This is a genomic window from Streptomyces sp. NPDC007945 (assembly GCF_042958885.1).
Classification (GTDB): Bacteria; Actinomycetota; Actinomycetes; order Streptomycetales; family Streptomycetaceae; genus Streptomyces.
Window position 1 is genome coordinate 441,700 of sequence record NZ_JBIBJV010000003.1, and the last position, 20,831, is coordinate 462,530.

Here is a 20,831-nt window from a genome sequence, read left to right on the forward strand (position 1 = left end):
AGCCCAGCCCAGCCCCAGACCCGCCCCTTCCCGCCCGCCCCGTGAGGACCCTGCCCGTGTCCGCTCCACCCCGTCCCTGGCCGGCGCTGGCGGCGCTCTGCGTCGGCTACTTCCTGGTCATCCTCGACATGACCGTCGTCTCCGTCGCCAACCCGGCGATCATGACGAGCCTGCGCGCCGACGTCACGTCCCTCGTCTGGGCGACCAGCTCCTACCTCCTCACCTTCGCCGCCCTGCTGCTGCCCGCCGGCCGGCTGGGCGACCGCTTCGGCCCCAGGCCCGTCTACCTCGCCGGACTCGCCGTGTTCACCGGCGCGTCCCTGTGGTGCGGCCTGTCGGGGGACATCGGGACGCTGATCGCGGCCCGGGCCGTCCAGGGCGTCGGAGCCGCGCTGCTGACGCCCCAGACGATGGCCGTCATCAGCCGCACCTTCCCGCCGGAGCGCCGCGCCGCCGCGATGAGCGTGTGGGGCGCCGTCGCCGGGCTGGCCAACCTCCTCGGTCCGCTCCTCGGCGGCCTGGTCGTCGACCGCGCCGGCTGGGAGTGGATCTTCCACGCCAATCTGCCGATCGGCCTGCTCGGCCTCGTCCTGGCCGTCCGGTACGTGCCCGTGCTGCCCACCCGGCCGCACCGCTTCGACACCGTCGGCCTGGTCCTCAGCACCGTCGGCATGGCCGCGCTCGTCCTCGGCCTCCAGGAGGGCGGCAGCCGCGGCTGGACCACCTGGACCTGGTGCGCCACGGGTGCCGGCCTCGCCGTGCTGGCCCTGTTCGTGGTCCACCAGACCCGCACGGCCGCCGATCCGCTGCTGCCGCTCGGCATCTTCCGCGACCGGACCTTCGCCGCGGCCTCCCTGGCGGTCGCGCTCGCCGCGGCCGCGGTGACGGCCGTGATGGTGCCGCTGTACCTGTACCTGGAGGAGGCCCGCGCGCTGTCCGGGACGGGCGCGGGCGCGGTGCTCGCGCCGATGGCCGTCGCCGCCATCGTGTTCGTCCCCCTCGTCGGCCTGCTCGGCGACCGCCTCCACCCGCGCACGGTGCCGCTCGTGGGGCTCGTGCTGTTCGCCGCCTCCCTCGCCGCGTTCGCGGCGCTCATGACCCTCGACCTGCCGCTCGGCTGGTTCCTGGCCGGCGCCGCCCTCGCCGGGCTCGCCAACGCCTGCATCTGGCCCTCGCTGGCCGTGGCCGCCACGCTGCGGCTCCCGGCCGACCGGGCGGGCGCGGGCTCGGGCGCGTACAACGCCCTCCGGCAGGTCGGTTCCGTCCTCGGCAGCGCCGCGGTCAGCGCCGTCCTGGCGTCCCGGCTGGCCGCCCACGGCCTGACGGACGGCCTGGCGGACGGACCGGCGCACGGCCCGGCGGCCGGCGGCACCGGAGCGGCCCCGTCCGCGCTGAGCGCCGCCCTCGCCGAGACGGTGTACCTGCCGGTCGGACTCCTGCTCCTCGGGGCGCTCGCCGCCTCACTGATCGTCCGTTCGAGCCCGCCGCCCCGGCAGCCGGACGGTTCAGCCTCTCCCTCCCTGGCGGTGACCCCATGACGGGCCAGACCACGGTCCACCTGTTCTTCAGCCTCGCCGCGCTCCTGGCGGTGGCCAAGCTCTTCGGCGCCCTCGCCCGCGCCGTCCGGCAGCCGCCGGTGGTCGGCGAGATCGTCGCCGGTGTCCTGTGCGGCCCGCTGGTCCTGCCCGAGTCCGTGCGCTCCGTCCTCATCCCCCCGGACGTGGCGCCGCTGCTCTCGGCGCTCGCCGCGGTGGGCCTCGCCCTCTTCATGTTCGTCGTGGGCTACGAGCTGGAGCACACCCTGCTGCGCGGCCGCCGGCGCGCCGCGCTCGGCGTCGCGGTCGGCTCGGTCCTGGTGCCGCTCGTCGTCGGCATCCTGGTCGCCCTGCCGCTCGCCGCCCGGTACGCCCCCGGCTCCCGGACCGGCTTCGTGCTCTTCCTCGGCATCGCCATGTCCGTGACGGCCTTCCCGGTCCTGGCCAGGATCCTCGCCGACCGCGGCCTCACCAACGGCCCCCTGGGCGGCCTCGCCCTCGCGGCGGCGGCCGTCGGCGATCTCGTCGCCTGGGTGGGCCTGGCCGGCGTGGCCGCGCTGACCGCCAGCGGCGAGCAGTGGCGGATCGCCCTGCTGCCCGTGTACGTCCTGCTGCTCCTGGGCGCCCGCCCGCTGCTGAAGCGGGTGCTGGGCCGCTGGGCCGAGCGGCCGGCGGCACCGGCGGCGCTCTTCCCGCTCCTGGTCTCCGGACTGCTGCTGTCGTGCGCGGCCACCGAGTGGATGGGCGTGCACTACATCTTCGGCGCCTTCGCCTTCGGCGCGATCATGCCGCGCGCCGGCCTGGAGAAGCTCCGCGACCGCCTGATCCACACGGCGGACCAGGCCGGGACGCTGCTGCTGCCGCTGTACTTCGTGGTGGCGGGCTCCAAGGTGAGCCTGGACGGCTTCGGCGCCTCCACCCTCGTCACGCTGCTCACCCTGCTGACGGTCGCCGTGGCCGCGAAGGCGGCCGGGGTGTACGCCGGAGCCCGCCTCTCCGGCCTGGAGCACCGGTCGGCGCTGCCGCTCTCCATCCTCATGAACGTCCGCGGCCTCACGGAGATCGTCATCCTCTCCGTCGGCCTCGAACTCGGCCTGATCGACGGGACCGTCTACTCGATGATGGTCGTCATGGCCGTCGTGACCACGGCGATGGCCGGCCCGCTCCTCGACGCCGCCCCGCCGCCCGCGCACCACCCCGCCCCGCACCCGGCACCCGACCGGGCCGCCCCCTCGCCCCTCACCCACGCGACGGCCGACGAGACCGTAGGAACCGGACGATGAACCTGTACGAGCACGTGGACCAGTACTGCGAACGGGCCTCGGCCGCCTTCTGGGCCGAACCCGTCAACGCGCTGAGCAACCTCTCCTTCGCCGTCGCCGCCTGGGCGATCTGGCGGATGCTGGCCCGCCACCGCACCGGCCCGGACGGCCGGAAGGCCCCGGTGAGCATCGCCTTCACGGTGCCCCTCGCGGCCTCCATCAGCTTGGGCAGCTTCGCCTTCCACACCCTCGGCACCCGCTGGGCGCAGGTCCTCGACGTCGCGCCGATCGCCCTCTTCGTCCTGTGGTTCCTGGGCAGTTACCTGCACTGGTTCCACGGCCTCTCCCGCCGCCGCGCCCTCCTCGGCGTGGTCGCGTTCATCGCCTTCCTCGCCGCGTTCATCGTCGTGGTGGGCCCGTACGTCCCCAACAAGTCGGGCACGTACGTCCCCGTGCTGCTCCTGCTCGCGGCGCTGACCGTGGTCCTGCGCACCTCCCAGGATCCCGAACTCCGGGTGCACGCGGGGACGTTCGGGCTCGCCACGCTGTCCTTCACCGGTGCGCTGCTGGCCCGGACGGCCGACGAGTCCGTCTGCTCCGACTTCCCGGTGGGCACCCACTTCCTGTGGCACCTCCTGGACGGCCTGGTGGTCTACCTGGCCTCCCTCGCCCTGGTCCGGCACTGGCGGACGCGGACGTCGGCGAGCCCCGAACCCGTCCCCGCCGAAGGTCCCGAGCGTGCTGCCGGCCTCCGGTGAGTGCCACCTGTGGCTGACCCCCACCCGCCCGCCCCGCGACTGGCGCCGCCTCCTCACCCGTGAGGAGGCGGCCAGGGCGGACGCCCTCCCCGAGGGCTCGCCCCGCGACACGTACACGGCATCCCGTGCTGCCCAACACCGCCTCGCCGGGCACTACTTGGGCGTCCCGCCCGCGCGGATCCCCATCGACCGCACCTGCCGCCACTGCGGTGCCGGCCACGGTCGCCCCCGCTGGGCCACGGAGACGTCCCTGGACTACTCGGTGGCCCACACGGCCCACTGGATCCTGGTCGCCGTGGTGACGGAAGGCCTGGTGGGCGTGGACATGGAGGAGCTTCCCGGCTCCCCGCCCTCCCCGCGCCTGGAGGCGAAATCGCTCACCGCGCGGGAACGCGCCCTCCTGGCGGACACCTCGCCCGCCGACCGCCCGAGGGCCTTCCTCCGCCTGTGGACCCGCAAGGAGGCCGCCACCAAGCTCACCGGGCACGGGCTCGCCACCCCGTTCGCGGACCTCGACACCACGGGGCCCGCCCTGGCCCACCCCCGCAGCCGGGTCCCCCTCCACCTGCGGGACCTGCCCCTCCCGGTCCCCCGCCACCTGGCCTCCCTGGCCACCACCCACCCGGCCACCCGCCTCACGACCACCCGCCTCGACGGCCTCTCCGGCGCGAGCGGGGCACCTCGTCCGTAGGCGCGTACGGAGGCGGAGGAGACGGAGGAGACGGAGCGCGGACCCGCGCCACGGTGGGGCGTGGGTCAGTCGGCTGCCGGGGGGTTGGGTTCGCCCGACGCGCGACGGTACTCGGCGTTGATGCGCTGCGCCTCCTCCAGCTGGTCCTCCAGCGCGATGATGCGGCAGGCGGCCTCGATGGGGGTGCCCTGGTCGACGAGTTCGCGGGCGCGGGCGGCGATGCGCAGCTGGTAGCGGGAGTAGCGGCGGTGGCCGCCCTCGGAACGGAGCGGGGCGATCAATCGGGCCTCTCCCAGGGCGCGGAGGAACCCGGGCGTCGTACCGATCATCTCGGCGGCCCGGCCCATGGTGTAGGCGGGGTAGTCGTCGTCGTCGAGACGGCCGAGCGGATCGTCTGCTGTCATTCTCACCTCTCCGGCGGACCTTCCGGTGCGCGGCCGGCGGTCCGGCCCGTTCACCGAGGGTAACGCCGCCGTCCGCGACGCCGGTACCGGCGTCGCGGACGGGGAGAGGGAGCACGAGGAAAACCGTCCCGGGACGGGGCGGAGGGACCGGGGGGCGGGCGGGGCTCCGGCCCGGCCCTCCGGTCCTGCGGCGGTCAGGCCGCGGGGGGCGCGCCCAGGAGGTCGGAGGCCCGCCGGAGCGGGTCGGCGGCGACCGGCGAGGAGGACACGTCCGGGCGACTGCCGCACGTGAAGCCGAGGCGGGTCATGGCCCGCAGGACCTCGTCGACGCCGAAGTCACGGCGGTCCTGGCGCGTGACGACCGCGCCGACCTGCTTGGCGGGGTAGGTGCGGCGGCCGATCACCACGAACGGGCCGGTGACGGGTTCGGGAGCGACGCCCTTCATCGTCTCCAGCACGCCGCTCTTCGTCAGCTCGAACGGGAAGCGGGCGATCACACAACGCATGGGACCTCACAGGGGAAGGGAAGGAACGCGGCGGGTGGACGACCCGCGCGGGCGGTCAGGGGCGGGGCGCGGTGTCCGCCGGGGCGAGCTCGCTCAGGCGCACCCGGTCGGTGTACGCGGGGCTGGCGCGGAACCCGGCGAGCTGGGCCCGGGTGACGAGGCCGGTGCGCCGGCCGTCGGCGTCACGGATGACCAGGCGTCCGGTACGGGCCCCGCTCATGACCGCCAGGGCGACCTCGACGGTCATGTCCGCCCAGACGTGCGGGTCGGCCGTGCCCTGGGTGGCCGGCTGGGGGTGGTGGGGGCGTGTCCGTGTCGGTGTCACGAGCGGCTCCTGTGGTGGGAAAGGGAGAAGAAGTCAGGGGGTGAGGCGGGCCGGCGGCGTGCGGGGCGGCGCGGGCTCGGGGCGTCCGGTGGCGGCCCTCGTCGGCCGGGCCGGGCCGGGCGGCGGCTCGCCCGGCGGCTACGTTCCGAGGACGGGGACGCCCGAGGGGGCCTGGGCGCCCGTGATGCGCCGCAGTTCCGCCTCGCCGGGGCGGACCCGGGTGATCCGGGGCTCGACGCCCGCTCGCGACATGAGGCGGGCGGTGGCGCGGCGCTGCTTCGGTGTGACCAGGGTGACGACGCTGCCGTGGTTTCCGGCCCTGGCCGTGCGGCCGCTCCGGTGCAGGTAGTCCTTGGGGTCGGCGGGCGGATCGACGTTGACGACGAGGTCGAGTCCGTCGACGTGGATGCCGCGGGCGGCGACGCTCGTGGCGACGAGCACCGGCACCTGTCCGCTCTTGAACCGGGCGAGCGCGCGGGTGCGCTGGGGCTGGGTCTTGCCGCCGTGCAGCGCGGCGGCGAGCACCCCGCGGGACAGCAGGTCCCCGGTGAGCCGGTCGACGGCGTGCTTGGTGTCGAGGAACAGGATCACGCGCCCCGTGCGGGCGGCGATCTCGGCGGTCGCGGCCTGCTTGTCGTCGGCGTGGACGTGCAGGACGTGGTGCTCCAGCGTGGTGACGGCCCCGGCGGCGGGGTCGACGGAGTGCACGACGGGGTCCGACAGGTAGCGCTCGACGAGCCGGTCGACACTGCGGTCCAGGGTGGCGGAGAAGAGCAGCCGCTGGCCCTCGGCCGGCACCCGGTCGAGGAGGTCGGCGATCTGGGGGGCGAAGCCCATGTCGGTCATCTGGTCCGCCTCGTCCAGGACGGTGACGGAGACCCGGTCCAGCAGGCAGTCGCCGCGGACGACGAGGTCCGTGAGCCGGCCCGGGGTGGCGATGACGATCTCGACGCCCTTGCGGAGGGCGTAGGTCTGCCGGCTGAGGGGTGCCCCGCCGACCACTGAGGTCAGCCTCGACCCGACGGCGCGGGCGTACGGCGTGAGCGCGTCGGTCACCTGCTGCGCCAGCTCGCGGGTGGGGACCAGGACCAGGGCGAGGGGCCGTCGGGGCGCGGCCCGCGTGCCGGCCGTACGGGCCAGCGTGGCGAGGCCGAAGGCCAGGGTCTTGCCGGAGCCGGTGCGGCCGCGCCCCAGGACGTCCCGGCCGGCGAGCGCGTTCGGGAGGGTCGCGCTCTGGATGGGGAAGGGCAGGGTGACGCCTTCGGCGGCGAGCGCGGCGACGAGGCGGTCAGGAACCCCGAGGTCGGCGAAGGTCACGGCCGGCGTCGGCGCGGGCGGCGACAGGGCGGGCGGTGACAGGGCGGGCGGTGAGAGGGCGGCGCTCTCACGTCGTCCCTGGACGGATCCGTCCTCGTGACCGTTCATGCGGGGCCTTCCTCGCTACGAGGCGCATCAAGGAATTTCCGCGGCGGAGAATCGGAGCGAATTGTTTCCCGACGGCTTCGAAATCTGTATGAAGGCTGAACCGCCGGAAATGAAGTCCGAGAGGCGAGATCAGCGAGGGGCGGCGTGGGGACGGCGGTGATGACCGGGCCGTCGGCCGCGGGCGGAGTCCCGAGGGGGGATCCGCCGGGGGATTCCTGGTGGGGCGAACGCAGCAGGGGCCCGCACCCCGAAGGATGCGGGCCCCTGCTGCCGTGCGTGCGTCAGGTCAGACGGAGACGATGTTCTCGGCCGTCGGGCCCTTCTGGCCCTGCGCGATGTCGAAGCTGACCTTCTGGCCTTCCTGCAGCTCGCGGAAGCCCTGAGAGGCGATGTTCGAGTAGTGGGCGAAGACGTCGGGGCCGCCGCCGTCCTGCTCGATGAAGCCGAAGCCCTTTTCAGCGTTGAACCACTTCACGGTACCCGTGCTCATTTTTTCTCCTTCGAGGATCATCGGCGCCCGCACTGCGCGGAAACCATGTCGCCGTGCTGATTACCCCGCCGGATGGACCGGAGATGAAAAAACAGCGCTCCCGGAGCCGTGAAGGCCACGGGGGACACGTGAAGTTTCGGGAACCACAACTGCAACTGATAACGACAGTAGCACGGGCCCGCCCCGAAAAGCGGCAGGAATATCTCCGCTCTTTTTGAGCGGCAGTAATCCTCGTCGCGCCGTCTGCCGAATTCTCCTCCCGCGCACGTAGATATCCGCGCCCCGCCGCACCGGCCCCGGCGGCCCGTCGTCCGCCCCCGCCGTCCGCCCTCGCGCCCGGCCCGCCCCGTGCCCTCCGTGCGGGCGTACCTGTGCACCGGGCGGGCCGACCCGTAGGATCGGCTTCCATGTCGAAGACCGACGAACTGCTCGTGGACATCGCCAGGCTGGTGGAGTCCGGGCGAAGCAATCAGATGTCCCTGACCGTCGTCACCGGAGGCGCCGTCATCACGGGGCGGCTCGCCCCCGAAGCGGTGTGGCGTCAGCGGGTCTCGGAGGTCCTGGCGGACTCCGAACACCTCGCCGAGTTCTCCGCCGTCTTCTCCGCCGGAGCGGCGGAGAAGGACGGACCGCCCACCCATCTGCACTTCCACCTGGCGCGGATCCTCCAAGGCGCGGTCGGGATCCCGGAGACGGGCGGGATGTACCGCGTCTCGATCGCGGAGATCAGCGCCTGGACCATGGGCGACGTCAGCTACTCCGATCACTGACGTTCCGCTCACCGACCTTCCGCGAGGCGGAGCCCGGCCCGTCGACGTCCGCGGGGCCCGGGCCGCCGCCGGCCGACCGTCCGTCGGCGCCGTCCGAGGCGCCGGCCCGTCCGGGGCCCGTGCACACCCACGGGCCCCGCTTTCCCCTGTGCGCGGCCTTCAGGGGGTGCCCTCGTCCGCCGACGCGGCCACGACATCCAGGAGGCGCCGGACGGCCGGGGAGCGGTTCGCCAGCCCGAGGCGGCGTCCCCGCCGGGGCCACCAGTCCAGGACGGCGAGGAGACCGGCGTCGCAGAACGTGACCCGGGAGGTGTCGAGGACGAGGCCGGTGCAGCCGTCGTCGGCAGCCGAGGCCAGCAGCGCCCGCAGCGGTGCGGCGCTGTAGTGGTCGATCTCCCCCGCGAGGCGGACGACCAGAGTGGCGCCCAGGGCGGTGCAGGAATCGATGACCATGACGCCGGGCGCGGTGTCCGTGCCCGCGTCGCGCACGACGGAAGGGGAGGGGGCGGCGGGAGGCGCCGTCAGTATCGGGGCGGTGGTCGAGGTGCTCACGCCCCCGTCAACGCCCTCCGCCCGGTCCCAGGGCACGACCCGACCGCCCCTTTCACCCCATGTGACCAGCCCGCCCCCGAGCGCCGGCGGCGTGCGTCACCTCCACAGGGGCCGCGGCAGCGGGATCATGCGCGCCCCGACGACCGGCCGGGGTCGGGGCGGAGGCCGCCGGGACGCGTCGCGCTCCGGCTCCCCGGCGCCCTCACCGGCCCCCGCCTCACTCGGTCCGGGGCCGAGGCCCCGTCAGGGCTCCTCGGCGTGGGGGCCGTCGCCGCTCGGGGGCCTGCTGGTGGCGAGCCAGGAGCGGGCGGGACCGGCGGGGCGCGTGGTGTCCACGGTCAGATGGAGCCGGGTGCCTCCGCCCGGCGCGGGGTAGCTGCGCTGCTCGCCGCCCGCGAAACAGTGGCGGAGGATGTCGGCCACCCTGCGCGCGGCGTCCGGGGTGGCGGCGACGATGCGGACTTCGGCGTGACCGGGCGGCGGCATGGCTTCCGGGTCGTTGTGATCCACGGCGGTACCGTCCTTTCGCCGGGAACGCGCCCCGGGCGGCGGGAGCGCGCCGGACGCGCTCCCCGATGACTCCACCGTACGTCCCGCGGGCCGACGCCCGCGGCCCGCGCCCCACGGCGAGGGAGCGGCGTGCCCCTCGGAGCGCGGTGACCCGCCGCTCCCCGCGCACACCGTCCGACGGCCCCGGTCAGTGAGGCAGGTCGAGGTGGGCGTGCACGGTCTTGCCGTTCGGGCGGTGCGCCACCGTCAGCTCGCTGGTGAGGCGGTCGACGATGCCCCACCCGTATCCGCCCTCCCCGTACGGGCCCGGGCTCCCGGGGCGGGGTGGTTCGCGGCTGTGATCGCTCACGTCGATGTCCATGCCGTCCGCCCGCAGGGTGAGGTCGACCGAGCAGTCCCCGCCCGCGTGGCGTACGGCGTTGCTCACCAGCTCGCTGACCACCAGCATGGCGTCGGCCTCGGCCGTGGCGCTGACGGGGCTGCCCGCCAGGAGCGCGGCGACCGCGAGGTCGTGCACTTCTCTGCGCGCCTCCGCGGCGGCCCAGGGGCCGTAGAGGGTGCGGTGGCGTCGTAGCGAGGCGACCATGGTCCGTCCTCTCCGCGACCAGGAGGCGGGGACTCTTACGACCCGTCTGCCCACACCCCGGCGCCCGATGCGCGACGCGGGCGAGAAACGCCGCCGGGAGGGCGAAAGGGGCACCGGAAGGACCGGAACAAGATCACTTCCGCCTCGCCCGGATGGCCGCACGCCGTCACCCACCGAAACGATCATCCAGCGCTTCGGGCTCCTTCAGCCGGGTGAGGGCCAGGCCGTGGGCGTGGTCGAGGGCGTCGTCGGCGGCGCAGACGATGTCGGGCCGTACGCCCGCCCCTTCCCAGTTCGTGCGGGAGACGGGATTCACGGCGCGGCCGACGGGGATGGTGGCTTCCAGGTGGGGGTGCAGGGTCCAGCCGTTGCAGGGGTGGGCGCCGCCGCGGGTGGGCTCGCCGACGACGGTGGCGCGGCCGAGCTGCTGGAGGTCGTAGGCCAGTTCTTCGGCGGCGGAGAAGGTGGTGCCGCTGGTCAGTACGTACAGGGGCTTGGTGCCGCCGAATCGGGCGCCGGGAACGTGGGGCTGGCTCCAGGACTGTTCGCGGCGCTCGCCCTCGCGCCAGTACATGGTGTTGAGGTGGGTGCGTTCGTCGAGGAGGTAGCCGCAGACGAAGGCGACCGTGTCCGGGTCGCCGCCCCGGTTGGCGCGGAGGTCCACGATCAGGGCCCGGGCGCGGGAGGCCAGGGTGAGCGCGGCGCCCAGCGGTTCGGCGGCCCAGCCGAGCGGGAACAGCATCGGTGCCAGTTCCACGACGGCGACGCCTCCGTCGAGCAACTGCACACGGGGTGCGCCGCCCAGAGAGGCGTCGAAGTCCCGGCGCATGGCGTCCAGGGTGGCCGCTCCCCTTTCCGGGCGGATCGGATCGGCGTGGTGCTTCAGCCTCAGGTGCCGGTCGCCGTTGACGGACTGCAGGTCCGCGGTGACGAGGCGGGCGAGTTCCTCGGCGTCCGCGACGTCGTAGGCGCCCTCGGCGAGGCGCCGTCGCAGCAGGCCGGTGAGCTGTTCGGCTGTGCCGGGGAAGACGTAGTGCTCGGCCAGCAGCCGGATCGTCCCGTCGATGACAGGGGCCGGCGCGAGCTTCGTCGGAGTCGTCATGGCAGGGAGTAGAGCAGCGCCCTTGCGAAAGCGTCAACGAATTTAGACACTTTCGGGATGAGCGATCAGCCCCCCCGTCTGCCGCCTCCCGAGGGCATCCTCGAGATCGGCGCGCCCGAGCAGTTCGCGGCCCTCGCCCACCCGCTGCGCCAGCGTCTGCTGTTCGCGCTGGGTCAGCGTCCCGCCACCCTCAGCCGACTCGCGGCGCAGCTCGACGCGAAGAAGGGCAACGTGGCCCACCACCTCAAGGTGCTCCGTGAAGCCGGGCTGGTCCACGTCGCCGGGACCCGCCAGGTCCGCGGGGGCACCGAGCAGTACTACCAGCGCACGGCCCGCCGCATGGTCGTCGCCGAGCCTCAGGCGGCGGGCACCGCCGCGATGCTGACCGCGGTCGCCCAGGAACTGGACCGCTCCGCCGCGGAACCCCACCTCACCCTTCGGCACCTGCGGCTCGGTCCCGCGCAGGCGAGGGAACTCGGCGAGACCCTCACCAGACTGGTCGACGACGCCGAGGAGGCCGCAGAGGGCCAGCCCGTGCACGGTGTGCTGGTGGCGCTGTATCAGCAGGCAGTGTCGGGCACCACCGAGCCCGCATAGGAGCCCGGGCCGGCCGGCCCGGTCACGAGCGGGAGTCAGCCCGCCTGGCGTCGGGCCGCGCTCGTGCCAGGGGCGGACTCTTGCGCGTCCTCGTCGAGCAGGAAGGCTTCGACCTCCCCGAAGTCGGGAGCCTGGAAGGGGTGGGTGGTGGGAGGCGGCGAGACCGCGGCGGCGCGGGGGGACGCCGCCACCGGAGCGGAGAACGGCGAGGTCAGGTCGATGACAGGGGTCCTCTTCCTTGCGGGTCCATGAACGGATCTGGTGTGCCGTGACCGGGCACGGCGGTCCTACAGCTTGCTCATCTTGGCGTACGGACTCAAGATCCGCTGTTGCGCCGAGCCGAAATCCACGACGGCCGCTATCCCGTCCTCGACGGCGGTGACCCGCCCGAGGCCGTAGACGTCGTGGGTGACCTGGTCGCCTACCGCGAACTGCTTGGGAGGTCGCGCGACCGGGGCTTTGAAGGGGCTGGTGGGCAGATAGCGCTTCGGTGCACCTGGCTTTGTCATTGCCACCAGTATGCGCCCACGCGCACCCGCCGCGGCCGTGCGTGCCCGCAGGACGTGGCCGCCGAGACGGGGCCCCGCCCGAAGAGCAACGGCCCCCGGCAACCCGACCACGGGCTCCGACCTGCGCAAACCCGCTGGAGCGCCGAAGGATCCGCGACCGTCCCCCGGCTGACGCCCGGCCCGCACCCGCCCACGAAAAGGGTGGCGAGAGTGGTGCCCGAGGCGGAGGTCGCGCGGGCCGCGACGAAGACGGGCGTCGGCATCGTCGGGGCGCGCGTGCCCTCGGAGCGGGCCAGGGGCGTGTGGGAGACGGGGCGGCGCAGGCACGGGCACCTGGCCGGCCCGGTGTCGTGCCGGGGCGCTCATCCCGCCGCCGGGCAGCGGCGACGGTCGGCACCGGTGCGTTTCCCGGCGGATTTCACCGGTCGGGCAACGTTCAGACGTGGCAAGGCGGTTCAGCGCACCAGGCTGAGTTCCGGAGCAGCGTCACCGTACGCCCCCCGGGGAGGGGGCGTACCTCCGGATCCCGTGGTTCTCAGGCCGCCGTCGCGGCGGAGGCGGGCCGACGGGCACCGGCGCGCCGGGCTGCCGAGGAGGGGCCGCGGCGGCCGCGGGAGGAGGTGCTGCGCTTGGGGCGCTCGGGCGCCGGTGCCGTGATGGTGACCGGGATGCCGGAGGGCGCTTGGGCGCCGGTGATCCGGCTCAGCTCCGCCTCGCCCGAACGGACCTGGTTGGTCTCGGGCACGATGCCCGCGTCCTGCATGAGACGGTTCACGCCGCGGCGCTGCTGGGGCGTGACGAGGGTGACGACGCTGCCGGACTCGCCGGCCCGGGCGGTGCGGCCGCCGCGGTGGAGGTAGTCCTTGTGGTCGGTCGGCGGGTCCACGTTGACGACGAGGTCGAGCTGGTCGACGTGGATGCCGCGGGCCGCGACGTTGGTGGCGACCAGCACGGTGACGTGTCCGGCCTTGAACCAGGCCAGGGTGCGGGTGCGCTGCGACTGCGTCTTCCCGCCGTGCAGCGCGGCGGCCCGTACGCCGCTGCGGAGGAGGTCCTCGGTGAGCCGGTCCACGGCGTGCTTGGTGTCGAGGAACATGATCACCCGGCCGTCACGCGCCGCGATCTCGGTGGTCAGCCGCTGCTTGTCGGCGCCCTGCACGTGCAGGACGTGGTGCTCCATCGTCGTGACCGCGCCCTGGGAGGGGTCGACGGAGTGGACGACGGGGTCGGTGAGGTAGCGGCGGACCAGGAGGTCGACGTTGCGGTCCAGGGTCGCGGAGAACAGCATCCGCTGACCCTCGGGGCGGACCTGGTTCAGCAGCGCGGTGACCTGCGGCATGAATCCCATGTCGGCCATCTGGTCGGCCTCGTCCAGCACGGTGATCGCGACCTGGTTCAGTCGGCAGTCGCCGCGCTCGATGAGGTCCTTGAGGCGGCCGGGGGTGGCCACGACGACCTCGACGCCGCTGCGCAGCGCGTTCGCCTGCCGGCCGATCGGCATGCCGCCGACGACCGTGGCCACGCGCAGCTTCACGGCGCGGGCGTAGGGGGTGAGGGCGTCCGTGACCTGCTGGGCGAGTTCCCGGGTGGGTACCAGGACGAGCGCGAGCGGCTGACGGGGTTCGGCGAGCTGTCCGGCGGTGCGGGCGAGGAGGGCCAGGCCGAAGGCGAGGGTCTTGCCGGAGCCGGTCCGGCCCCGGCCGAGGACGTCCCGACCGGCCAGGGAGTTCGGCAGCGTCGCGCCCTGGATCGGGAACGGGACGGACACGCCCTGCGTGGTGAGCGCGGCCAGCAGGGCCTTCGGCAGGTCGAGATCGGCGAACGCCTCGACGGCGGGCAGCGCCGGAGTGATCGTCTTCGGCGGGGCGAACTCGCCCTGCACCGGGGCGGGCCGCCCGCCCTGACCACCCGAGCGGCGGGGAGCACCCGAACGGCTCGGGGCGGACGACGCACCGAAGCGACTGCCCCGGGCCGAACCGGAGCGGGTGCCGAAAGCGGGAGCGCTGGTACGGCGGGTGCGGGAAGAGCGGCTGTTCGTACGTGTGGGGTTCATTCAGAACCTTCCTTGATACGGCACGCATCAAGGAGGTCCGCAGCGTAGGAGCAGCGTGCGGAATCACAGGTACGGACCGAATGGAATGCGAGAAGCGAAAGCGAGCGCGGCGCACGGAGAATTCGTGGCGGGGCGATCGGAAAGGGAATGCGCGCGGAAATCGGTCCGGGGCATCCGGGGGTACGGCTCCGAAGAGGAGATCGCGTACCCGGAGGTGGTGTTCCGGCAGGAGAGGACACTGCGGAAGTACATGCGGCTGGGGCCCGCACCCCGAGGGATGCGGGCCCCAGCTGCACGATGCGCGTCGGCGTCAGACGGCGACGATGTTCTCGGCCGTAGGGCCCTTCTGGCCCTGCGCGATGTCGAAGGTGACCTTCTGGCCCTCCTGCAGCTCGCGGAAGCCCTGGGCGGCGATGTTCGAGTAGTGGGCGAACACGTCGGGGCCGCCACCGTCCTGCTCGATGAAGCCGAAGCCCTTTTCCGCGTTGAACCACTTCACGGTGCCGGCAGTCATGTCGTATCTCCTTGGGGCAGTGCATCGGCCACCCGTACCGTACGGATGGCGTGTCGCCGCGATGATGCCCTGCCGGAGAATACCGGAAATGTAAAGCGCTTCCGGGCGGCGTGCGGCCGGCGGAGCGCTCGAAGTTTTTTGGGTACCAAAACTGCAACTGAGATAGACAGTAGCACGTCCCCGTGGTCTTTGCGCGTCACATATTTTTTCCGGGTGCAGCCGGTAAAAAGCCTCTCCGCGGGGGTCGTTAAAACCTCAGACCGCGAGCACAGGTATTCATGCACTCCGAATGCGGTGTTTCGGAAGGGAGCGGTCGGCAGGTCGGACGGTGACCCGCCCGGGCACGGGCGTCCCCCGGCGACGACGAGGTCGCGTGTGGCGGAGGTGTCGTCGGCGTACGGGGCGGGGCCGGCGTCGGTCAGGCGCGGATCTCGGCCTCGGACCGATCGGCCGGCCCCGCGGGGAACGCCTCGCGGGGGAGCCGGGCGACGCCCCCGCCGTTCGCGCCGCGAGGGCCGTCCCGCTGCGGAGACCGTCCTCGACGCGCGCCGACGGCAGGGTTCACCGGCCGGTCGTCACGTACGCGGACCGTGCGGGTGCGCCTGAGGCGGGGGTGGCGGAAGGGAAGGCGGTACCGCGGAGGATGGCCTGCTCGGCGGGGGTGGCCCGGCGGATCCAGGCGGGTGCGAGCGCGGCGTAGGTGGTGACGTCGTGCCACCGGCCCTGCGTGTGGAACAGCTCCCTCAGCGTGGCCTCGGGCTGCAGCCCCGCCGCGAGCATCACCTCGCGCATCCGGGGGTGATCGGTGCGGTGCCCGGCCCAGATGCGGTGCAGCCCCAGGTGCCCGAATCCGTAGGCCATCAGGAGGCGCCCCGCTTCGTGGCCGTGACCCCGCACCGGTGCGTCGGGGAGCAGGACCAGGCCGGTGAGCATGGCGTTGCGCCCGTACTCCTCGATGAGCAGGCCCATGGTGCCGACCATGACGTCCTGGCCGGGTGCGCAGACGGCCAGGGTGTGCTTGCGGCGCGGATGGGTGTAGGGCTGGGCGAGGTGCTGCGCGAACGCGTCCTGGGCCTGACGGGCGTCCATCCGGTCGACGCCGAGGTAGCGAGTGAGCACGCGGTGGGTGTGGATGCGCTCGAAGGGGGCCAGGTCGGTGGCCCGCAGTTCGCGCAACCACAGGTGTTCGCCGTGGAGTTCGGGAAGGTGGTTCACCGGGCCGCTCCCACGGGCACCGGCTCGGCGTCGAGGGTGCCGATGATCTCTTCGAGGTCCGTGTAGTAGCGGCCCGAGGCCACGGGCGCGCCGAGCAGGATGCGGCGCGCGGTGTCGGTGACCAGGGCGCCGCCCAGCGTCACCCCGCTGGCCAGCTGGGGCCAGCTGGACAGGGAGTGCCCGATCCGGCCGAGAGCGTCCTTCATGGCGGGACTGAGCCGGCTCTCGTCGCAGACGCGCAGCAGATAGGCCAAGGCGTCCGCCGGCGGGAGACGCCGTACGTCCTCGGCGCTCAGGTCGCCGCCCCGGCCGTGGAACAGCGGACGGTCCGGCTCCAGGTCGAAGCGCTCGACGTCCAGCATCCCCCGGTCGTTGGTGTCCATCAGGACCGGGACACCGTGCCGTCGCGCGTGCTCGCGGGCGGCGGTCTTCACCCAGGGGGTGTCACACTCCTCGATGACGAGGTCGAGCGGACGGTCCGCGGCGCCGAAGAAGGCGTCGATGGTGTCCTCGGTGAGTCCCTCCTGCCACAGCTCGATGTCGAGGTACGGGTCGATCTCGTACATCTGCCGTGCGCACAGCACTGTCTTGGGCAGCCCCAGGTCGTGCACGCCGGCCCGCAACCGGTTGAGGTTGCTGAGTCCGAGAGTGTCGAAGTCGGCCAGACGGAACGAACCCGCGACGCCCTCCATGGCACAGGTGAGCGCCGCGCTGCTGCCCACCGACAGGCCGATCACCCCGATCCGCCGCGTGAGCAGACGCCGCTGCTCGGCCGTGGTGATCCTGCCCCGGTTGCGGTCGGTGCGCACCCGTCGGAACTCCTCGCGGGGCAGCACGCGCACGAGGCGCCCGGACCACGGGTACCACGCCCACGTCCCGTAACGGCTGGGCTCGGCGCCATCGGTCAGTTCGGCCACGGCCTCCGCCAGCCGGCGTCCCGTGAGGACGTCATGAGGGCGTGAGCAGCGCGCCAGTTCGGCGAGCTGCTCGTCGATGCGGTCATGCCGCTCGCGTACGCGGCCGGAGTCGAGCAGGGCGTCGAGGGCGGCCCGGTCGTCCTCCTCGGCGGGGCGCAGCAGGGTGGGCCGGACGGGGACCGCCCGTTCAGGTGGCGTCGGCAGGGGGCATTGCGGGTCACCCGGAGTCCCGGGAAACGAATTGATCATGATGCCGGAAGTTACCAGCGTGTGATCTTCGAATCCCTCTGCGCGCGGGGGCGTACGTGGTCGAATTCGTGCGCGGTAATTCACCACCTCGCGCCCCCCTGTCCCGACGCGCTCCCGAAGGCGACTTCGGCCAGGTGGCACAAGGCTTTTCGCCACTCCGGACCGGCGCGGAGAAAGGCGCACGGACGTGGCAAACGGGTGATCACCCGGGAAAGTCATCTCTTGTGATCGCGCCGCGCGGACGCCCTACAGTGGCGGCTCACCACCCGCCGCCCAGGCGAGCATCTCGCCGGGGTCGGCGTGCGCGGCCTCGCTGCGGTACGACTCGTAGGCAGCCGCTCCCACCAGCCTGCGCGCGGTGTCCTCGCCCGCCTCGCGCAGCGGGGCCACGTCCGGAGCACCCCGCTGCGGGTGCCCCACCGCGTCCCACAGCCGCTGGCCCGCGCCGGACGCGAGCGCCGCGGAATAGCCGTCTCCGTTGGCGGAGAAGGCCGCGGCCAGCATGTCGAGGCCCAGTGCGATGCCGAAGGTGTCGCCGATCCGCTGCTTCGCGTGCAGCATCGAACGGGCGTACTCCAGGGCGACTTCACTGTCCCCCTCACGCAGCGCGATCACACACATCTGGTAATCGGCGTACGAGCGGATCCAGTGCTCGCCCATGGCGACGCACTCCGCGCGCAGGACCGCCGCCGACTCCAGGCTCTCCTCCAACTCCCCGAGCCCGGTGAGGGCGAACAGACGCAGCATCCGGCACATCATCACGGCCTGGGGAACGGCGTCCGCGCCGGGTGCGTCCGCGTCACGCAGCGCCTGCTCAAGCAGCTCCAGGCTCGGCCGGGGATCACCCCGCAGAAGGTCGCTCATGGCCTGCAGATAGGCGGCCCGCAGCAGCGCCGTCGCGTCCCCGGTGGCACGGGCGTGCTCCAGGCACTGGCGCGCCAGGTGCGTCCCCGCGGCGTGGTTCCCCTGGAGGAGATAGGTCAATCCGAGGGCCCACAGAGCGCGTTGCCGCACGGGCCCCTGGCCATCGCACGCCTTCAGCGTGCGGGAGAGATAGAGCTGCGCGGTGTGCGCGTGTCCGCAGCAGGTCCAGTAGAAGCCCGTCAAGGTGGCCAGTTCGAGCGCCGTGTCGACGTCGTGGACCATCAAGTGGTCCAGGGCCGCGCACAGATCGGGGTGCGCCTCCTTGATGGTGCGATACCAGCCGGTCTGCTCGGCACTCGTCCACGTGGCGTCCGCATGCCGCGCCTGAGTCAGGAAGTACGCGGCGTGCCGGCTCGCCATCGCGTCCAGCTCGCCGAGCTCGGCCAGCCACAGGCGCCCGTACTCACGCACCGTGTCGAGCAGCAGGTAGCGCCCGCGTCTGCGGGTCACGACGGACTTGTCCACCAGCCTGCCCAGGGCGCGGCCCACGTCGAGGTCGGAGAGCGGCCCACCGGCGCACAAGGCCACGGCCAGGGCCTCGTCGAAGTGCCCTTGGACGATGGACAGCCGCGCCCACAGCAGACGTTCCGCGGGCGTGCACAGTTCGTGGCTCCACCCCAGGGCGGTCCGCAGCACGTCGTGCCGGACGGGCGCCAGGGGGCGCACCTCGTCCTCCCCCCGGCTCAACTCGTGCCGCGGGCGCCGCAGAAGGTCCTCGATGCCGCAGTGCCGCAGGGCCCCCGCGGCGAGCTCCAGCGCCAGCGGAAGCCCGTCGAGGTAGGAACACAGCTCGGTGACCCGGCTAAGGTCCCCGGGCTCCGGCACGTGCCCCAGTTCCGTGGCGCGCCGCAGAAACAACTCGGGGGCGTCCGTGGCACACGGCAGCGGCTCGACGACGACGACGTACTCCCCGTCCAGGTGGAACATCTCGCGGCTGGTGGCCACGATCCTCAGCTGCGGACACCTGTCGAGCAGCCTCCGCACCAGGCTCCGGCTCGCGGTCAGCACGTGCTCGCAGGAATCGAGCACGAGCAGCAGTTCGCGATCGCCGATCCAGTCGCAGATCGCATCCACCGGCATCCTCGGCGTGTGGTCGGACAGACCGCACGCGTCGGCCACGAGCGCCGCGAGCAGGCCGTCGTCGCGCAGCTGCCACAGATCCGCCCAGCAGGCGTCCTCCGCGGCGGCCACCAGGCCCAGGTCCACCACCTGCCGCGCGAGCCGCGACTTGCCGACGCCCGCCACCCCGGTCACGGTCACCAGCCGGCAGGCCTTCAACGCGCTCTGCAGCTCCGCCAGTTCCCGCTCGCGCCCTACGAACACGGTCCCATCCTTCCCCTACCCGTGAACAGGCTTCCGGCCCGGCGCGACGGCCTCCCTCCTGCCGACGGGCCGCACAGGGACACGTATCGCGTGTCCTGCGGCCGGACCCGGCAGCCGGGGCCGCGCCGAGAACGAAAGCGTGCAAGCATCCTGGCAGCCCGGGCCTGATCACGGAACACGAATGACGAGGGTCGCACCGACACCACACCCGAGCCCGTCCCCCGGACCCAGCGGTCGCCGCCCGCCGCACCGTCCCGGCCGGCGATCAGGAGAGCGGATCCGGTGCGGTGCGCGCGCCCCGGAGTGGTCCGGGAGAAGGCGCAGGCCCAGGTCGCCGACCTCGGCCTACCCAGGCGGGAGAGATTGGAGTGGGCGTCGTGCGCAACCGCTGTTGTCCGCTCCGACGGGCACCGACGGGGCACTGGTGGCGGCAGTGCGATACAACGTGCCGGCGTGCGTGCTCCGACGGCGGCCGGTCAGAGTGGGACGATGCGGACCCGGTGTCCGCAGAGCCGAGCCATGTCGTCGCTGTCGGACGTCAGCAGGGCGACGGGTTCCGGCTGGCGCAGAGCGACCTCGGCGACCGTGGCGTCGATGGCGTACTTGTGTCCGTGCAGCCCGGCGCCTTTGAGGAGTTCCGCTGCCGCTTTGGCTGCTTGCTCGGTGACCGGCTCCACCTTGACGCGGGACAGGGCCCAGTTCAGGCGGGGGATGCTGGTACGGGAATGGCTGACTTCGACGATGGTGTTCGCCCCGATCACGACATCGGCTCCCATGTCGTGGAACACCTGCAGCATTGCGAGGAACGCGCGGTCCTGCGCGATCCAGGCGGAGAGTCCCTCCGAGTCCAGGACGACCGTTTCGATGCGCTCGCTCACGCGGCGCCCGCCGCCTTGGTGGAGTCGGTGACACCGAAGATCTTCGCGTGGGCTTCGGCGAGCTCTTCGTCGCTGAAGCGTCCGTGTTCTTCCTCGTGGCGACGAAGGTCGTCGCCCAGCAGCTGGTGCCGGATCTGGCGGGCTACGGCTTCTGCGACGTAGCCGGAGACGTTGTCCGTGAGCTTGCGGAGCTCGGCCACCTGATCGCTGGGGAGAGTGACGGTGATGCGAGTCGTGGAGGACATGCTCGAAGCATACTGGAGTATGCCTGAGAGGACGTGGGCGGCGGGCTGGACCGGATGGTGCGGGCGGCGCGCGAGAAGGACCAGGAGAAGGCGCGGAAGGCGCAGGAGAAGAGGCCAGGTGGTGCGGAGCGCCTGAGGAGGTCTAGACAACGACGAAGGCCCTGGTCTCCGACCAGGGCCTTCGTTCACGAGCGGATGACGGGAATCGAACCCGCGCCATAAGCTTGGGAATCACCGACGCCTTTGCCGTCCACATGGCCTCTGACCTGTGGACAAGCCTCTTCGCAGGGTGTTCCGAGGGGTTCCGCCCGCACCCCTTGTGACCGCTGTTCACCGCCGTGAAGGGCACGGATGGGGCACGTGACAGGTCTCCAGCCGAAGTCCACGGCCCATCGAGGTCTCCAGTCGGCAGGGTGCCCGGGGAGACGCCCCCCTCACAGCCGGTCCCACTCGGGGCGCGGTCGCGGCGATTCCGGAGGACGGCGGGCGCA

23 protein-coding genes are annotated in these 20,831 nt (G+C 72.9%); 6 read left to right on the plus strand and 17 right to left on the minus strand.

The features are described 5' to 3' along the window. The first annotated feature begins 56 nt into the window (after positions 1 to 56). From ACFZCF_RS12805 to ACFZCF_RS12820, 4 genes are read left to right on the plus strand one after another with little or no spacing between them, the layout of a single operon-like run. Positions 57 to 1,538, plus strand: coding sequence for a DHA2 family efflux MFS transporter permease subunit (locus ACFZCF_RS12805; protein ID WP_391286528.1), 1,482 nt, complete (start codon positions 57 to 59; stop codon positions 1,536 to 1,538). Beyond that, complete coding sequence (locus tag ACFZCF_RS12810; RefSeq protein WP_391286530.1) at positions 1,535 to 2,818, plus strand: cation:proton antiporter; 1,284 nt, start codon at positions 1,535 to 1,537, stop codon at positions 2,816 to 2,818. Before ACFZCF_RS12805 ends, ACFZCF_RS12810 begins: the two co-directional genes overlap by 4 nt. Next, the gene (locus tag ACFZCF_RS12815) at positions 2,815 to 3,555 is read left to right on the plus strand and encodes a ceramidase domain-containing protein (RefSeq protein ID WP_388442845.1); all 741 of its coding nucleotides are present in this window, start codon (positions 2,815 to 2,817) and stop codon (positions 3,553 to 3,555) included. The genes ACFZCF_RS12810 and ACFZCF_RS12815 overlap by 4 nt, the downstream gene beginning before the upstream one ends. Beyond that, complete coding sequence (locus ACFZCF_RS12820; protein WP_391286532.1) at positions 3,536 to 4,246, plus strand: 4'-phosphopantetheinyl transferase superfamily protein; 711 nt, start codon at positions 3,536 to 3,538, stop codon at positions 4,244 to 4,246. The genes ACFZCF_RS12815 and ACFZCF_RS12820 overlap by 20 nt, the downstream gene beginning before the upstream one ends. 65 nt (positions 4,247 to 4,311) lie before the next feature. Here the strand turns inward: ACFZCF_RS12820 and ACFZCF_RS12825 are convergent, their stop codons facing one another. The 5 genes from ACFZCF_RS12825 to ACFZCF_RS12845 form a co-directional block, all read right to left on the minus strand. Continuing rightward, complete coding sequence (locus ACFZCF_RS12825; RefSeq protein ID WP_388442850.1) at positions 4,312 to 4,650, minus strand: MerR family transcriptional regulator; 339 nt, start codon at positions 4,648 to 4,650, stop codon at positions 4,312 to 4,314. A 194-nt stretch (positions 4,651 to 4,844) separates the two neighbouring features. Next, complete coding sequence (locus tag ACFZCF_RS12830) at positions 4,845 to 5,156, minus strand: SCO5918 family protein (protein WP_388442853.1); 312 nt, start codon at positions 5,154 to 5,156, stop codon at positions 4,845 to 4,847. 55 nt (positions 5,157 to 5,211) lie between these two features. Then, positions 5,212 to 5,481 carry a CBS domain-containing protein gene (locus ACFZCF_RS12835; RefSeq protein ID WP_388442856.1) on the minus strand — a complete coding sequence of 90 codons (270 nt, stop codon included), beginning with the start codon at positions 5,479 to 5,481 and terminating at the stop codon, positions 5,212 to 5,214. A gap of 138 nt (positions 5,482 to 5,619) precedes the next feature. Further along, complete coding sequence (locus tag ACFZCF_RS12840; RefSeq protein WP_391286535.1) at positions 5,620 to 6,906, minus strand: DEAD/DEAH box helicase; 1,287 nt, start codon at positions 6,904 to 6,906, stop codon at positions 5,620 to 5,622. 286 nt (positions 6,907 to 7,192) lie between these two features. After that, positions 7,193 to 7,396, minus strand: a complete 204-nt coding sequence (locus tag ACFZCF_RS12845) for a cold-shock protein (RefSeq protein ID WP_079428392.1) — start codon at positions 7,394 to 7,396, stop codon at positions 7,193 to 7,195. A 407-nt stretch (positions 7,397 to 7,803) separates the two neighbouring features. Between ACFZCF_RS12845 and ACFZCF_RS12850 the strand changes: the two genes are divergently transcribed. Beyond that, positions 7,804 to 8,166: a hypothetical protein gene (locus ACFZCF_RS12850; protein WP_388442864.1), complete on the plus strand. Its 363-nt coding sequence runs from the start codon at positions 7,804 to 7,806 to the stop codon at positions 8,164 to 8,166. A 159-nt stretch (positions 8,167 to 8,325) separates the two neighbouring features. Here ACFZCF_RS12850 and ACFZCF_RS12855 read toward each other — a convergent pair whose 3' ends face one another. From ACFZCF_RS12855 to ACFZCF_RS12870, 4 genes are all read right to left on the minus strand, one after another. Then, a complete protein-coding gene (locus tag ACFZCF_RS12855) occupies positions 8,326 to 8,718 on the minus strand; it encodes an STAS domain-containing protein (RefSeq protein ID WP_391286538.1) in 393 nt (130 codons plus the stop codon). A gap of 243 nt (positions 8,719 to 8,961) precedes the next feature. After that, positions 8,962 to 9,204, minus strand: a complete 243-nt coding sequence (locus ACFZCF_RS12860) for a hypothetical protein (RefSeq protein ID WP_388443514.1) — start codon at positions 9,202 to 9,204, stop codon at positions 8,962 to 8,964. Between the two features lie 211 nt (positions 9,205 to 9,415). Further along, positions 9,416 to 9,814, minus strand: coding sequence for an ATP-binding protein (locus tag ACFZCF_RS12865; RefSeq protein WP_391286540.1), 399 nt, complete (start codon positions 9,812 to 9,814; stop codon positions 9,416 to 9,418). 166 nt (positions 9,815 to 9,980) lie between these two features. Further along, entirely contained in the window at positions 9,981 to 10,916 is a 936-nt protein-coding gene (locus ACFZCF_RS12870) for a S41 family peptidase (RefSeq protein WP_391286541.1), read from the minus strand. Positions 10,917 to 10,973: 57 nt separating this feature from the next. On the opposite strand from ACFZCF_RS12870, the gene ACFZCF_RS12875 reads away from it, so the two are divergent. After that, complete coding sequence (locus tag ACFZCF_RS12875) at positions 10,974 to 11,513, plus strand: helix-turn-helix domain-containing protein (RefSeq protein ID WP_391286543.1); 540 nt, start codon at positions 10,974 to 10,976, stop codon at positions 11,511 to 11,513. 287 nt (positions 11,514 to 11,800) lie between these two features. On the opposite strand, the gene ACFZCF_RS12880 is transcribed toward ACFZCF_RS12875, so the two are convergent. From ACFZCF_RS12880 to ACFZCF_RS12915, 8 genes are all read right to left on the minus strand, one after another. Continuing rightward, complete coding sequence (locus ACFZCF_RS12880) at positions 11,801 to 12,022, minus strand: hypothetical protein (protein WP_388442879.1); 222 nt, start codon at positions 12,020 to 12,022, stop codon at positions 11,801 to 11,803. A gap of 535 nt (positions 12,023 to 12,557) precedes the next feature. Further along, positions 12,558 to 14,075: a DEAD/DEAH box helicase gene (locus ACFZCF_RS12885; protein WP_391286546.1), complete on the minus strand. Its 1,518-nt coding sequence runs from the start codon at positions 14,073 to 14,075 to the stop codon at positions 12,558 to 12,560. 310 nt (positions 14,076 to 14,385) lie between these two features. Further along, positions 14,386 to 14,589, minus strand: coding sequence for a cold-shock protein (locus tag ACFZCF_RS12890; RefSeq protein ID WP_388442884.1), 204 nt, complete (start codon positions 14,587 to 14,589; stop codon positions 14,386 to 14,388). 561 nt (positions 14,590 to 15,150) lie between these two features. Continuing rightward, positions 15,151 to 15,804, minus strand: a complete 654-nt coding sequence (locus tag ACFZCF_RS12895) for a GNAT family N-acetyltransferase (protein ID WP_391286548.1) — start codon at positions 15,802 to 15,804, stop codon at positions 15,151 to 15,153. Beyond that, positions 15,801 to 16,970 (minus strand): ThiF family adenylyltransferase, encoded by a 1,170-nt coding sequence (locus ACFZCF_RS12900; RefSeq protein ID WP_388442890.1) that lies wholly within the window; start codon positions 16,968 to 16,970, stop codon positions 15,801 to 15,803. The genes ACFZCF_RS12895 and ACFZCF_RS12900 overlap by 4 nt, the downstream gene beginning before the upstream one ends. A 246-nt stretch (positions 16,971 to 17,216) precedes the next feature. After that, positions 17,217 to 19,217 carry an AAA family ATPase gene (locus ACFZCF_RS12905; RefSeq protein WP_391286551.1) on the minus strand — a complete coding sequence of 667 codons (2,001 nt, stop codon included), beginning with the start codon at positions 19,215 to 19,217 and terminating at the stop codon, positions 17,217 to 17,219. Positions 19,218 to 19,693: 476 nt separating this feature from the next. Beyond that, the gene (locus ACFZCF_RS12910) at positions 19,694 to 20,095 is read right to left on the minus strand and encodes a PIN domain-containing protein (RefSeq protein WP_388442896.1); all 402 of its coding nucleotides are present in this window, start codon (positions 20,093 to 20,095) and stop codon (positions 19,694 to 19,696) included. Then, positions 20,092 to 20,340 (minus strand): hypothetical protein, encoded by a 249-nt coding sequence (locus ACFZCF_RS12915; RefSeq protein WP_388442900.1) that lies wholly within the window; start codon positions 20,338 to 20,340, stop codon positions 20,092 to 20,094. Before ACFZCF_RS12915 ends, ACFZCF_RS12910 begins: the two co-directional genes overlap by 4 nt. Between the last annotated feature and the right edge of the window lie 491 nt (positions 20,341 to 20,831).